Genomic DNA, 14413 nt, shown 5'->3' on the forward strand with positions numbered 1-14413 from the left:
TCTTCTGTCAGAGGAGCAGGAAAACGCTGAGGATGCGTTACATGCAAAACTTTCAAACCTTTAGGAGTGATACGGATGCAAGCAAGATTGTTATTGGAAGACGGCACTTTGTTTACAGGCCTTGGCTTCGGCGCGGATGGCCAGTCGGCCGGCGAAGTCGTGTTCAACACCGGCATTACCGGTTACCAGGAAGTCCTTTCCGATCCGTCCTACTGCGGACAGATTGTCACGATGACGTACCCTCTTATCGGAAACTATGGCATTACGCGCAATGATTTTGAATCCATCAGCCCTTTTATCCATGGATTTGTTGTGCGCCGTCATGAGCCGGTTCCGAGCAATTGGCGCGCTGAATATACGCTTGACCGCCTGCTGAAGGAATATGGCATTATCGGCATCAGCGAAATTGATACCCGCATGCTTACCCGTAAACTTCGTCATTTTGGAACCATGAAGGGCATTCTTACGACCGGCTCCGAGCGGGTGGAAGAGCTGCAGGAGCGTCTTGGCCTGACTCCGCTGATGACCGATCAGGTGGCCCGCACTTCGACCAAAAGCATATTCTCAAGCCCAGGTGAAGGCGAGCGGATCGTATTAATCGATTACGGCGCAAAAAGCGGAATTCTCCGCGAGCTGACCAAGCGCGGCTGCGACGTCATCGTCGTGCCGCAGGACACGACGGCCGACCAAATCCGCCGCCTGAAGCCTGACGGCATACAGCTGTCCAATGGCCCCGGGGATCCCAAGGATGTCCCGCATGCGGCTGAAACCATCAAGGAGCTGCTGGGCGAATATCCGATGTTCGGCATCTGCCTGGGTCACCAGCTGTTCGCACTGGCCTGCGGCGCGGATACCTCGAAGCTGAAATTCGGGCATCGCGGCGGCAATCACCCGGTTAAGGAGCTGGCAACCAACCGCTGTTACATTACCTCGCAGAACCACGGCTATACCGTGCTTGAAGACTCAGTGAGCAGCACTCAGCTGGAAGTGACGCACATCAACAATAATGACCGTACGATTGAAGGATTGAAGCATACGCAGTTCCCGGCTTTCTCGGTTCAATATCACCCGGAGGCAGCGCCAGGTCCATTCGATTCCAGCTACCTGTTTGATGAATTCCTGCAAATGATCCGCACCCATAAAAAAGACAACCCACAGAGACCGCGTCAGGCACAACTTGCGGAGTCATTGAGAGGAGAGCTGCAGTATGCCCAGAAATAATGAACTCAAAAAAATTCTCGTCATCGGTTCCGGACCCATCGTCATCGGACAAGCGGCGGAGTTTGACTATGCAGGCACGCAGGCCTGCCAGGCGCTGAGAGAAGAAGGCTTCGAGGTTGTGCTGATCAACAGCAATCCGGCAACAATCATGACTGATACGAATATGGCCGACAAAGTATACATCGAGCCGATTACGCTTGAATTTGTTACCCAAATTATCCGCCAGGAGCGTCCGGATGGATTGCTGCCGACGCTTGGCGGACAGACCGGCCTCAATATGGCGGTAGAGCTTGCCCGGGCTGGTGTGCTGGAGCGGGAGAATGTCAAGCTTCTCGGCACTCAGCTGACGGCCATTGAGAAAGCCGAGGACCGCGATCTGTTCCGCGATTTGATGCGCGAGCTGGAGCAGCCGGTACCGGACAGCGTTATTGTGACAACGGTTAAGGAAGCGGTCGATTTCGCCAATGAAATCGGTTATCCGATTATTGTGCGTCCGGCCTACACGCTGGGCGGAACAGGCGGCGGCATCTGTCACAGTGAAGAGGAATTGCTAGAAATCGTAGCCTCGGGTATCCGCTACAGCCCGATCAGCCAGTGTCTGGTCGAGAAATCGATCGCCGGCATGAAGGAAGTTGAATATGAGGTTATGCGCGACGCGAACGACAACTGTATCGTCGTGTGCAACATGGAGAACTTCGATCCGGTAGGCGTTCATACGGGCGATTCCATCGTTGTGGCGCCAAGCCAAACCTTGTCCGACCGCGAATATCAAATGCTGCGCTCGGCTTCGCTGAAAATCATCCGCGCCCTGAACATCGAGGGCGGCTGCAACGTACAATTCGCGCTTGATCCGCACAGCTATCAATATTATGTCATCGAGGTGAATCCGCGCGTCAGCCGTTCATCGGCTCTGGCATCCAAAGCGACCGGATATCCAATCGCCAAGATGGCAGCCAAAATCGCAATCGGCTATACGCTCGATGAAATCGTTAACCCCGTCACAGGCCAGACCTACGCTTGCTTCGAGCCGACGCTGGATTATATCGTATCGAAGATTCCGCGCTGGCCGTTCGATAAATTCCTGTCCGCCAACCGCAAGCTGGGTACGCAAATGAAAGCGACCGGCGAAGTGATGGCGATCGGCCGCACATTCGAGGAATCGATTCATAAAGCGGTCCGTTCACTTGAAATCGGCGCGCACCGGATACATCTGAAGGATGCGGCTGGATTGTCCGAGGAAACGCTCCGCACGCGGCTGGAGAAGCCGGATGACGAGCGGATGTTCCTTGTAGCAGAGGCCTTCCGCCGCGGATACGCGCTTCAGGATATTCAGGATTTGACCAAGATCGACTGGTGGTTCCTAGATAAAATCGAAGGCATCGTCCGCTTCGAGGATGAACTGCGCCGCGCTGAAGTACTGACCTATGAGGTGCTGTACCAGGCCAAGCGCAAGGGCTTCTCTGACCGCTCCATTGCGGAAATCCGCATGGAAGGCAATCACAGGGATCTGGCCAATGAGCATGATGTGCGCAAATTCCGCAAGGAACAGGGCTTGAATCCGGTTTACAAAATGGTAGATACCTGCGCGGCAGAATTTGAAGCAACCACGCCTTATTATTACTCGACCTATGAAACAGAGAATGAAGTCATCCAGACCTCCAAGGAGAAAGTGCTTGTGCTTGGCTCCGGTCCGATTCGGATCGGTCAGGGCATCGAGTTCGATTACTCCACCGTACATGCCGTGTGGGCCATTCAAAGCGCCGGCTATGAGGCGGTCATCATCAATAACAACCCGGAGACGGTTTCTACCGACTTCTCAACGTCCGACCGCTTGTACTTCGAGCCGCTGTTCTTCGAGGATGTCATGAACGTCATTGAGCAGGAGAACCCGATCGGCGTCATCGTGCAGTTCGGCGGCCAGACCGCAATCAATCTTGCGGCTCCGCTCACCAAGGCCGGAATTCGCATTCTGGGCTCGGATCTGGAAAGCATTGACGCGGCGGAAGACCGCAAGAAATTCGAAGCGCTGCTGCGCAAGCTGAATATCGCCCAACCGGAAGGGAAGACAGTCATCTCCGTCGGCGAGGCAGTCGAGACCGCTCAAGGACTCGGTTACCCGGTTCTGGTACGCCCGTCCTATGTGCTTGGCGGACGCGCCATGGAAATCGTCTATTCCGATGAGGAGCTGCTCATGTACATGGAGCAGGCGGTAAAAATCAATCCGGAGCATCCGGTCCTGATCGACCGTTATATGCTCGGCAAGGAAGCGGAAGTCGATGCGATCTGCGATGGCGATACCGTGCTGATTCCGGGAATTATGGAGCATGTCGAGCGTGCGGGCGTTCATTCCGGCGACTCCATTGCGGTATATCCTCCACAGTCTCTGTCTGACAGGCTGAAGCAGCAGATGGTCGATATTACGATTAAAATCGCCAAGGAGTTCAAAGTCATCGGACTTGTGAACATCCAGTTCGTTATCTACCAGGACGAAGTATACGTTATCGAAGTCAATCCGCGTTCCTCGCGTACGGTGCCGTTCCTGAGCAAAGTGACGAACATTCCAATGGCCAACCTGGCGACCAAAGCCATTCTGGGCGAGAAGCTGATTGATCTGGGCTACAGCGAAGGCCTATGGCCGGAAGATGACTTTGTTTCGGTAAAAGTGCCGGTATTCTCGTTTGCGAAGCTCCGCCGCGTTGACCCGACACTGACGCCGGAAATGAAATCGACCGGAGAAGTGATGGGCCGCGATCAGCAGTATGCCAAAGCGCTGTACAAAGGTCTGATCGGCGCCGGTATGCGAATTCCGCCAACAGGCGCGATCATCGCGACGGTGGCTGACAAAGACAAGCCGGAAGCTCTTGAAATCCTGCGCGGCTTCTACGATCTTGGCTACAACATCATTGCCACGGGCGGAACGGCAGCATCGCTCAAAGCCGCAGGGCTTCGCGTGAAAACCGTCAACAAGCTCAGTGAAGGCTCGCCGAACATTCTGGATCTGATCCGCGATGGACAGGCGCATTTCGTGGTCAATACGCTGACTAAAGGCAAGACACCTGAGCGTGACGGCTTCCGCATCCGCCGTGAAGCGGTGGAGAACGGCGTTGTCTGTATGACTTCGCTGGATACCGTACGCGCGCTGCTGAATATGCTCGAGACGATTAACTTCTCATCCCGTCCGATGCCGGTTCTGCAGAAATAAAAGGCCATAAAAGCCTGCCCACAAGCAGGCTTTTGCCATGCGTTCGCAAAATTTCGGAGGTGGGTTCATGATTAAACTGTCTCGTGAGGAAGCGGCTGGGCGCATTATGGTAGCCCTTGATTATCCCGATGCCTCCGCAGCCGAAGGGCTGCTTCGCAGTCTGGAGGGTATTCCCTGCTACATGAAAGTGGGCATGCAGCTCTTTTACGCCGCCGGCCCGGACTTTGTAGCCGGACTGAAGGAGCGGGGCTACCGGATTTTCCTGGATTTGAAGATGCATGATATCCCCAATACCGTCAAAGGCGGGGCGGGCAGCATCACGAAGCTTGGGGTTGATATTTTCAATGTTCATGCAGCCGGGGGCGTCCGGATGATGGAAGCTGCCCTTGAAGGGGTGGATGCGGCATTTGACAGTGCCGGCAGCCAGAAGCGTCCTGCGGTTATTGCGGTAACTCAGCTGACCAGTACAAGCCGGCTTACGCTCAATGAGGAAATCGGCATTGAAGGAAGTGTCGAGGATGCCGTCCTGCGTTATGCCCGGATGGCCAAACAGGCGGGACTCGACGGCGTAGTTGCGTCGCCGCAGGAAGTACAGTCCATCAAAGCCGCCTGCGGCGCTGCTTTTCAAACGATCACGCCGGGCATCCGTCCGGCAGGCTCGGACGTCAATGATCAATCACGGATTATGACGCCGCGCGAAGCGCTCGAAGCAGGAACTGATTATATGGTAATTGGCCGTCCCATTACGGCTGCTCCCGATCCGCGGGAAGCGCTTGAATCCATTCTGAGGGAGATGCTATAAGATGACGATACCTTTATTGGAACAGCTGCCTGTTGAAATTGCCAAAGCCTTGCTGGAAATTAACGCGGTGATGCTGCGCCCCGCAGATCCCTTCACCTGGACGTCGGGATTGAAATCGCCGATCTACTGCGACAACCGCTTGACGATGTCCTATCCGGAAATCCGTGACCGGATTGCGGAAGGGTTCGCTGCCGTTATACGGGAGCGCTACCCGGACTGCGAGGCCGTTGCCGGGATCGCGACAGGCGGAATTCCGCATGCCGCCTGGGTGGCTCAGAAGCTGAACCTCCCGATGCTGTATGTGCGGGACAAAGCCAAGGGGCACGGCAAGACGAACCAGATTGAAGGCCATTTCACACCAGGCCAAAAGGTGGTCCTGATCGAGGATCTGATCTCCACAGGCGGCAGTTCTCTCAAAGCGGCTGTAGCGGTGCGGGATGCGGGCTGCGAGGTGCAGGGGGTTATCGCCATCTTCACGTATCAGTTCCAGCTGGCAATTGATGCTTTTGCCGCTCAACATATTACGCTGGATACGTTATCCAACTATACGGCATTGATTGAAGTTGCCGTACAGAACGGCGCGGTGCAGCAGAGTGAAGTGGAGCTGCTGCTCGAATGGCGGGAGAATCCGCAAGCCTTCGGGCAATAAATGACGCTCAAACATAGCAGAGAACATGGGAATTATCCATGTTCTCTTTTTTTTGAAATATAAGAAAGTATAAAATTCGACCTGTACTTTGCTTATATTTTTGAGAAAGAAACTAACGTTGTCGCCAAAAATACGGCAACTTAGTTTCTTCTTCATTCAATTGGTTCAAATCCTATAAACCTGTGTAATAAGTAAAAACGCTGCTGCATACAATAGCTTATCCACCCAATAGAAACTGATAATGAGAGGGAAAAACGATATGAACAACACCTATTTTGAACATTTATTCGAAACTACAGGCGACTTGCTTTACCGTGTACGCATCTACGACCGGGAGCTAACGAAGGTTGACGAAATCATCGAAATGGATGAAACCTACAGTATGATCGAGAGAAAGCTGAAAAGAATGGACAACGACGCCTGGCAGGAACGGGCTGCCCATAAGCTCCAGCAAATGAAGTACAGGCTGGTTACGATGATGGAGGATTTATTATTTACCGCCTAATTTATGGATCGTAATAAAATGCTTGCCAAACCGTTTATGGGATAGTAATATGTTACATTAAACGGAAGGGTTTCTAGGGCTCCGCCACCGGGCGAACCGAGCGAAACCAGGCAAAGGACGATAGTCATGCCACACCGTAGGGATAAAAGACCTTCGGCAAGTTCCGCCTCACTTCTAGTGGGCGGCGTTTGCGGAAGGTCTTTTTTGCTATTTTATAAAAAGGGGGCGGACGGCCAATATGATCGCTTTGCGAACCAATGGATTATGCAAGACGTTCCGGGTGAAACGAAAAACGGCTGGTCTGAGCGGAAGCATCCGATCCTTGTTCAGACCGGAGTGGGAGGAAAAGCAGGCGGTGGGCGGCATCGACCTCCTCGTTCACGCCGGGGAAACAGTCGCTTTTCTCGGGCCGAATGGAGCCGGCAAGTCAACGACTATCAAAATGCTGACCGGCATCCTTCATCCCACCTCGGGAAGCGCGGAAGTGCTTGGCTTCACGCCGTGGCGCGACCGCTCCCGGCTTTCGTACCGGATCGGCGCTGTTTTCGGCCAGAAATCGCAGCTGTGGTACCATTTGCCGCCGATTGATACATTTGATCTGATCAGCCGGGTTTATGAGTTGAATAGAAGCGACTATCTCGCAAGACGCGCAGATTTAATTGAACGCTTTGAACTGGGGCCGTATCTGTATACGCCGGTCCGCAAGCTGTCGCTTGGCGAGCGAATGCGCTGCGAAATCGCGGTCACCTTCCTTCACCGACCGGAGCTGCTGTTTCTGGATGAGCCGACCATCGGGTTGGATGTTGTGGTGAAGCAGCGAATTCGCGAGCTGATCAGGCAGTGCAACCGCGAGGAAGGCACGACGGTGTTCTTGACCTCCCATGATGCGGGCGACGTTGAGGAGCTTTGCGCCCGGGCGGTAGTCATCCATCATGGCGGCATTCTGCTGGACGCGCCTGTGGAGAAATTGAAGCGCGACGTCATGAACAGCAAGACGATCGTGTTAACGTTGGCCGCATCCCATGCGGGATCTGTTCAGCCGGCGGTAGCAGGAGCAAGCCTGGTTTCTGCAGAAGGAAGGCGGATGAAGCTGGCTGTGGATCTGCGGCAAACCGATATTGAAACCGTGCTTGGCGCTCTGCTTACGCAGGTCAGGCTCGAGGATGTGACGATAGAAGATCCGCCGATGGAAGAGATTATTAAGCATATTTACGGGATGAGTGCGGCCGGGACGGGAGGGGAAGAGGGCTAATGAACGGACGATTGCTGAAGTGGCAGGCCAAAAGCATGAAGGCTGGAGCGGTTTCCAGGATAACCGTGCGCCAGCAGTTGGCGTACAAGTCTGATTTTGCGATGCGCGCCATTTTTCTGCTGGTCATTCTCTATGTTTTTACCCAGCTGTGGTCGGCAGCTTATGAAGGAGATAGCGAGAGGGTTATCTCCGGCTTTACACTCAAACAGATCGTCTGGTATCTGGTATTCACCGAGGCGTTGACCATGGCGGTTCCTTCCCTTTGCCTGCGCATCGAGGAAGAGGTGAAGAACGGCGATATTGCGATCCGGCTTATTCGGCCGCTGTCTTATGTCGGTTATCATTATATCTCCTATATAGCGGAATCCGTCTTTCGCTTTGCTGTTCATCTGGTGGTGGGCAGCCTGATAGCCTGGACATTCGTTGGCGCGCCGTCATTCGGTCTTGGATGGCTCGGTTTTCTGTCTCTTAGCTTAGGCTCGCTTACCCTTGCCTTTTTGCTTAATGCTGCGGTTGCTTTAACGGCTTTCTGGGTGGAGGAAACGCGTGGAATGGAATTTGTCCTGCAAAAGCTGCAGTTTACGGTAGGCGGCATGCTGCTGCCCATCGATTTGATGCCGGAGTGGCTGCAGCGGGTTTGTTCATGGCTGCCCTTCCAGGCCGTCTTGTATTTTCCCGCCCGGACGGCCGTCAATTACGAGAACGCGCCCATGCTGCAGCAGTTTGCCATTCAAGCAGCCTGGATATCGATCATGGCGCTTGTTGTGATATTCATCTACCGGAGAGGGGTGGCGAAGCTTCATGTCAATGGGGGATAGGGCAGATAGCCGCAGAGCAGGCGGATCATTTTTGTCTAACGTACGTTTTCTGCTGACCTGCTGGAAAGTGAATTTCGCATCGGCGATGGAATACCGGATCAGTTTTTTCCTCATGGCCGGGATGATGTTTGTGAATAACTTTATGTGGCTGTTCTTTTGGAGCCTGTTTTTTAACCGGTTTCCGGCTGTCAATGGCTGGGATCTTAACGATGTGATGATGCTGTGGGCTGTCGGTGCAGGCGGCTTTGGATGGGCCAGCATGCTGTTCGGCAACTTTCACCGGATTGCGTCAATTGTCGCCGCAGGTCAACTGGATGTCTATCTGTCGCAGCCGAAGCCCGTGCTTCTCCATGTCATTGCAAGCCGGATGTCGCTTACTGCGATAGGGGATTTTGCCTTTGGCATCGTGGTGTATCTGCTGGTGGGCGACCATACAATTATCGGGGCGCTGCTGTTCACAGTCGCTATGCTTATCAGCGGTGTATTATTCATGGCGGTCATGATTATTGCCGGCTGCTGCTCGTTCTTCATGGGGAATTCCGAGGGGATTTCGCAGCAGGTATTCAACGGGTTTCTTGCGCTCACCACCTATCCTTCGGATATTTTTCGGGGATTGGCCAAAATGCTGTTGTTCTCGCTGGTTCCCGCCGGGTTCATCAGCTATCTGCCCATAGGCATGCTGAAGCATTTTAACCCTTTGTTTGCATTCAGCGCCATAGCTATTACTGTTCTGCTGTTTGCTGCAGCGGTGGTGTTTTTTCAAATCGGTCTGCGCCGTTATACATCAGGCAATGCCATCGCCATGCGGGGCTGATCCTTCAACGGGAATGCCATTTCCTTCATCCGGATCGAACAGTATTCAGGCCGCCGTCAACATGACGGCGGCCTTTGTTCAAATTTAAGCAACGTATAAAACGATCTCATAATTTGCTTATATTTCTAATGGAAGAAACTAACTGTGCTTCCAAAAGGACAGCACAGCCTTTTATTCTTGATGTCTGCTATGTTCAAATATCCGCGTATTTAAGCGATAAATCCATAATTCAGGAAATTTATGTGGTAATGCTCCCACTTTATTAAAAATTTATCTAATCGTGCCACTTTATTCGTAACTTTTTGTCCTTGAGCTCCGTCTATACGGTATATTGAGATTAAAGAATTCTAATGGGAAAGGGGGTCACGGATACCAGCATGGCATTGTGGAGACGCAAACAAACCGAATCAGTTGCCGTTATCGAGCCTTCGGCAGAGCCGGCACTTGAACCAACAGAGATGGTTAAACAAGAGGTCAGGGCTGAACTAAAGCAATTGGCAGAGAGCGGCAAGCCGCTCTTGTCTGTCGAATCAGTAGAGCGGACGTTCCAGGTCGGCGGACAGCCGCTTCATGTTCTTAAGGGCATTAACATGGAGCTAAAGCCCGGGCAGCTCGTCATGCTTCGCGGGCGATCCGGATCCGGCAAGACGACACTGCTCAACATGATCGGGGGACTAGATCAACCGACGAAGGGACAGATTTTTTTTCATGAGCTGCCTTTTCACAAGATGAATGATGATCAGAGGACGTCTACAAGGCGCAAGCAGATGGGGTTTATCTTTCAGGCCTTCGCGCTTATGCCTCTGTTATCGGCCTATGAGAATGTGGAGCTGTCGCTGCGGATGGCCGGGACGCCCAAGGGCGAATGGAAATCGCGGGTGCATCATTGTCTGGAGCTGGTGGGCCTGACCAAGCGGATGAATCACCGACCCTTTGAGCTCTCGGGGGGCGAGCAGCAGCGTGTGGCCATTGCCAAGGCGATCGCGCACCGTCCGCTGCTGCTGCTGGCGGATGAGCCGACGGCGGATCTGGATTCGCAGATGTCAGCCCAAATCATGTCGGTTTTTCAAACGATTATCCGCACGGAGCAAGTTACAATTTGTATGACAACGCACGATCCTACGATTTTGGAGGTTGCCGATCATGTTTACGAAATGGTTGACGGAAGGTTCATTTAAGCGGACAGCTGCAGTTATTCTGGGGGCTGTACTCGTGTTCACAAGCGGCTGCTCGCTGCTCCCCAATGAGGACCCGGAGGAAGTGCTGCCTGAGATCACGCCGCCGCAAATTTCGAAGAAGCCGGAATATGAGGTGACGACGACGACGCTTGAATCGAAAACAACGGGAACCGGCAAGATTATCTCGCTGCGGGAAGAGACGATGTATTTTACGCTTGAAGGCAAGCGCCTTAAGGATTTGAACGTAAAAGCAGGGCAAAAGGTAACAGCCGGTCAGGTTATCGCCTCCTTGGACGTCGATGATTTGGTGAAGACTTTGCGGTCCGACAAACTGCAGTTTAAGAAAGACGAAGTGCAGATGAAAGATACGCTGCGCAAGAAGGATGAAATGGACCCTGTCGATTTTGAAATGGCTGTCGTCGATTTTGAGGCCAAGCGCCAGCAGCTGGTGGAAGCCCAGGCTGAGATCGATAAGGCGACGATCAAGGCTCCTTTTACCGGAACTGTCGTATCCTTGTCGGTGATGAAAGGCGATTCCATTACGGCCTATGATCCGGTCTGCGTGATTGCGGACACGGCTCAATTAACGGCAGGAGCCAAGATGACCCCGGAAGAACTGACTGGAATCAGTGTCGGCATGCCGGTAACTGTAGACATTAACGGAGCCGGCGAGGTCAAGGGCACGGTGAAGCAGCTGCCTGTTGTTGAACAGGAGGATGAGAATGGAGGCAACGGTGGCGGCGGTAATGGCAATGCCCCGGAAAAGCCTGAGCGTCCTGAGGATTTTCTTATTGTAGCGCTCGAGAAAATGCCGGCGAAGGCCGTGCGTGGAACGCTTCTGTCCATCAGCATCACCACATCGCGCAAGGAAAATGTCATTGTTATTCCTCCTTCGGCTCTTCGCACCATCGGTTCGCGCACGTATGTCCAGGTTGTTGATGATCAGGGCAAACGCGAGGTGGATGTCGAGGTTGGCGAACAGACAGCCACAGAAATTGAAATTATAAAAGGTTTAACGCCTGGACAGAAAGTCGTAGGTCGATAGACGATGGGGATGCCGTTATTTCGCTTTTTGTTCCGCAAAATGTGGAACACGCGATGGATGACGCTAAGCTCGCTTGCCGGTCTGATTATTGCCGTAGCATTCGCGACTAGCATTCCGATGTATGCGGACGGCGCCCTTAAACGGGTTGTCGCACAATCGCTGAAGGAAGAAAGCAGCGGATTGCCCGCGGGATCGCTGCTTATGCGCTATCAGGCGACAGGCGGCGGCAGCACGGATGTGAATGCACTGACGGAAGTATCGCGTTATGTCAAAGAAGATGTTCCACCCGATATCGGATTTCCTTACAATACTTACGTTCAGAATTTGGCAATCCGCAGCGCGGACATCACGCCTGAAGATCCTACCAAGGTGGATGCCAGCCGTTCCAGGCAAATGTCTTTAACTTCCATGTCGGGACTTGAGGACAAAAGCGAGCTGACCCAAGGGCGCTGGTTCGCCGATGCTGTAGGTGACGACGACGTGGTTGAAGCGGTGATCATGGAAGAAGCCATGTACAGAAGTGATATACATATCGGTGATGTGTTTGAGTATCCGATATACAGCGGATTGAATTTGACGCTGCGGGTAAAGATCGTCGGCGCCTATAAACCGCTGAGCGAGACGGACCCCTATTGGTATCAGGGGCTTGAAGGCATGATGAGCACGCTGCAAATTGGCGGGACGGCCTTCGAGAAGGGTCTCCTCCAGGACCGTAAAATCCCTCTTCATACGGCGAATTGGTATTATGCCTTTGATTTGGGGGAAATCCAGACGAGTCAATTGTCTCCTCTGGAGAAAACGCTGGATCGCCTCAATATTGAATTGTACCAGCGGCTCAAGGATACGAAGGTTGAAATTTCCTTCGCCAGTCTGCTGAGTGAATTCCGGACACAAAGTCTCCAGCTGCAGCTGCTGCTCTTTACATTGGCGGCGCCGATGCTGGCGATGGTATTCTACTTTATCGCGATGAATGCAAGGCAATCGCTCGATAAGCAGCGAAGCGACATCGCTGTACTTCGCAGCCGGGGAGCGGGCACAAGGCAGATTATCTGGATCTATCTGCTCGAGAGCATTGTGCTGGGCATTATTGCTCTGATCATCGGTCCTTCCATCGGCTGGTTTATGGCCAAGAGCATCGGTTCAGCCAATGGATTCCTGGAGTTTGTCAACCGCCAATCGATTCCGGTCGGCTTCTCTACGGAAGCGATCATCGCCGGGCTTGCGGCTGTCGTCCTTGCGATGCTGGCAACGGTTATTCCCGCTGTTATCTATGCCAGATCTTCGATCGTCAATTACAAGCAGCAGCTTGCCCGATCGGATCGAAGGCCGGTATGGCAGCGCTGGTACCTGGATGTGCTGCTGCTGGGAGCGGCCGGTTACGGCTGGTATTTGTTCAACGAACGGCAGATGATTACCTTCCAAAGCGGGATGACGACGGACCAATTGAATGTCCAGCCGTTCCTGTTCTTTGTTCCGGCGCTGGCGATCTTCGCGATGGGGCTTTTCTTCCTGCGCGTGTTCCCGTGGCTGCTGAAGCTCTTTAATTGGCTTGGCCGGAAGCTGCTGCCGGTGCCGCTTTATTTGACACTGACTCAGCTCTCCCGTTCGTCGAAAGGTTATTATCCGCTTATGATTCTGCTTATATTGACGCTAGGCCTGGGCGTATACAATGCCTCGGCAGCCCGGACGATTGACCTGAACTCTACGGAGCGAACGCTCTACAAGTTTGGAACAGACGTCATTATGCAGACAGTCTGGGAAGGAAAGGCCGAAGTGATCGATACCGGAGGCCAAAATGGCAGCGGCGGTGGCGGCCAAAACGGCGGCAGCGGTCAAGGAGGCGGCCAGGGCAGCGGTGGAGCAGGAGGCGGTGGAGGAGCTGGAGGAGGCGGCGGCCAGGGCGGTGGTTCCACGGTTCCGACGCGAATCAATTATTCGGAGCCGCCTTTCGAAATTTTCCGCAAGCTCGACGGTGTGGAAGCAGCGGCCCGCGTGCTGCAGACCAAAGGTAATGTAGTCATCTCCGGACGTTCCATCGGCCAAGGGACATTGATGGGAATCGATAATGTCGATTTCTCCAAGGTTGCCTGGTTCCGGGATGATTTGTTCCAGACGCATCCTTTCAATTATTTGAACTATCTGGGCATGTATGAGCAGGCAGCAATTATTCCCTCCGGTGTTGCGGAGAAATATCAGCTGAAGCTTGGGGATGTCGTTTCGGTCGGCTTGCAGGAAGGGATGATCGATTTTGTCGTTGTCGGCATTGTGCCTTACTGGCCTGCCCAATACCCGGATCAATCGCCTTTTGTCATTGCCAATCTGGATTATATCTATGATCAGGTTCCAATCATTCCTTATGATGTATGGCTGAAGATGAAGCCTGGCGCGCTTACGGGGCCGATTATGAAGAAGCTGGAGAGTCAGGGGATTGAACTTGCGGGCGTCCAGGATGTCCGCATCGAGCTGGCGGCTCAAGCCAAGCATCCGACCAGGGGCGGCGTCTTCGGAATTCTGAGTCTGGGTTTTCTGGTCTCGATCATCGTTTCGCTTACCGGTTATGTACTCTATTGGTTCTTTAATCTATCTGGCAGAATCGTACAATTTGGCGTTCTTCGAGCCATGGGCTTGTCGCGCAGGCAGTTGACAGGCATGCTCCTGCTGGAGCAGATTTTTACAGCCGGCTTGTCGATCGGCCTCGGCATATTGATTGGAAAGATTGCGAGTTTGCTCTTCCTGCCCTTTCTGCAGACATCGGAAAATGTCACGAATTCGGTTCCGCCGTTCCGGGTGGTTTTCGATTCGAAGGATACGACACAATTATATATTGTCGTAGGTGCCATGATGCTTCTGGGAGCGGCGCTGCTGCTGGTGCATATCCGCAGATTGCGTGTGCATCAGGCGGTGAAGATGGGAGAGGAGCGTTAATA

Annotated in this window: 11 protein-coding genes; all 11 read left to right on the plus strand. The window is 53.3% G+C overall.

Annotated features, from left to right (window positions below):
- Positions 1-75: 75 nt before the first annotated feature.
- On the plus strand, positions 76-1221 hold the full coding sequence (gene carA, locus AC0YOA_RS09595) for a glutamine-hydrolyzing carbamoyl-phosphate synthase small subunit (protein ID WP_475786396.1): 1146 nt from the start codon (positions 76-78) through the stop codon (positions 1219-1221).
- On the plus strand, positions 1208-4423 hold the full coding sequence (carB, locus tag AC0YOA_RS09600) for a carbamoyl-phosphate synthase large subunit (RefSeq protein ID WP_475786397.1): 3216 nt from the start codon (positions 1208-1210) through the stop codon (positions 4421-4423). The genes carA and carB overlap by 14 nt, the downstream gene beginning before the upstream one ends.
- A 67-nt stretch (positions 4424-4490) precedes the next feature.
- Positions 4491-5225 (plus strand): orotidine-5'-phosphate decarboxylase, encoded by a 735-nt coding sequence (pyrF, locus tag AC0YOA_RS09605; protein WP_475786398.1) that lies wholly within the window; start codon positions 4491-4493, stop codon positions 5223-5225.
- 1 nt (position 5226) lies between these two features.
- Complete coding sequence (gene pyrE / locus AC0YOA_RS09610; protein WP_379114346.1) at positions 5227-5874, plus strand: orotate phosphoribosyltransferase; 648 nt, start codon at positions 5227-5229, stop codon at positions 5872-5874.
- A gap of 259 nt (positions 5875-6133) precedes the next feature.
- Positions 6134-6379, plus strand: a complete 246-nt coding sequence (locus tag AC0YOA_RS09615) for a hypothetical protein (protein ID WP_475786399.1) — start codon at positions 6134-6136, stop codon at positions 6377-6379.
- A 238-nt stretch (positions 6380-6617) separates the two neighbouring features.
- Positions 6618-7631, plus strand: coding sequence for an ABC transporter ATP-binding protein (locus tag AC0YOA_RS09620; RefSeq protein ID WP_475786400.1), 1014 nt, complete (start codon positions 6618-6620; stop codon positions 7629-7631).
- Complete coding sequence (locus AC0YOA_RS09625; protein WP_475786401.1) at positions 7631-8449, plus strand: ABC transporter permease; 819 nt, start codon at positions 7631-7633, stop codon at positions 8447-8449. The genes AC0YOA_RS09620 and AC0YOA_RS09625 overlap by 1 nt, the downstream gene beginning before the upstream one ends.
- Positions 8450-8480: 31 nt before the next feature.
- Positions 8481-9263 (plus strand): ABC transporter permease, encoded by a 783-nt coding sequence (locus AC0YOA_RS09630; RefSeq protein ID WP_475786402.1) that lies wholly within the window; start codon positions 8481-8483, stop codon positions 9261-9263.
- Positions 9264-9640: 377 nt separating this feature from the next.
- Complete coding sequence (locus AC0YOA_RS09635) at positions 9641-10441, plus strand: ABC transporter ATP-binding protein (RefSeq protein ID WP_475786403.1); 801 nt, start codon at positions 9641-9643, stop codon at positions 10439-10441.
- Positions 10407-11486 carry an efflux RND transporter periplasmic adaptor subunit gene (locus AC0YOA_RS09640; protein WP_475786404.1) on the plus strand — a complete coding sequence of 360 codons (1080 nt, stop codon included), beginning with the start codon at positions 10407-10409 and terminating at the stop codon, positions 11484-11486. The genes AC0YOA_RS09635 and AC0YOA_RS09640 overlap by 35 nt, the downstream gene beginning before the upstream one ends.
- Before the next feature lie 3 nt (positions 11487-11489).
- Positions 11490-14411, plus strand: coding sequence for an ABC transporter permease (locus AC0YOA_RS09645; RefSeq protein ID WP_475786405.1), 2922 nt, complete (start codon positions 11490-11492; stop codon positions 14409-14411).
- Positions 14412-14413: the final 2 nt, after the last annotated feature.

The organism is Paenibacillus sp. JT22N12, from assembly GCF_056269365.1.

Coding starts and splice junctions, on each gene's coding strand:
- AC0YOA_RS09640 (WP_475786404.1), top strand. CDS start 10,407: ATGTTTACGAAATGGTTGACGGAAGGTTCATTTAAGCGGACAGCTGCA.
- carA (WP_475786396.1), top strand. CDS start 76: ATGCAAGCAAGATTGTTATTGGAAGACGGCACTTTGTTTACAGGCCTT.
- AC0YOA_RS09620 (WP_475786400.1), top strand. CDS start 6,618: ATGATCGCTTTGCGAACCAATGGATTATGCAAGACGTTCCGGGTGAAA.
- AC0YOA_RS09635 (WP_475786403.1), top strand. CDS start 9,641: ATGGCATTGTGGAGACGCAAACAAACCGAATCAGTTGCCGTTATCGAG.
- pyrE (WP_379114346.1), top strand. CDS start 5,227: ATGACGATACCTTTATTGGAACAGCTGCCTGTTGAAATTGCCAAAGCC.
- AC0YOA_RS09625 (WP_475786401.1), top strand. CDS start 7,631: ATGAACGGACGATTGCTGAAGTGGCAGGCCAAAAGCATGAAGGCTGGA.
- carB (WP_475786397.1), top strand. CDS start 1,208: ATGCCCAGAAATAATGAACTCAAAAAAATTCTCGTCATCGGTTCCGGA.
- pyrF (WP_475786398.1), top strand. CDS start 4,491: ATGATTAAACTGTCTCGTGAGGAAGCGGCTGGGCGCATTATGGTAGCC.
- AC0YOA_RS09645 (WP_475786405.1), top strand. CDS start 11,490: ATGGGGATGCCGTTATTTCGCTTTTTGTTCCGCAAAATGTGGAACACG.
- AC0YOA_RS09615 (WP_475786399.1), top strand. CDS start 6,134: ATGAACAACACCTATTTTGAACATTTATTCGAAACTACAGGCGACTTG.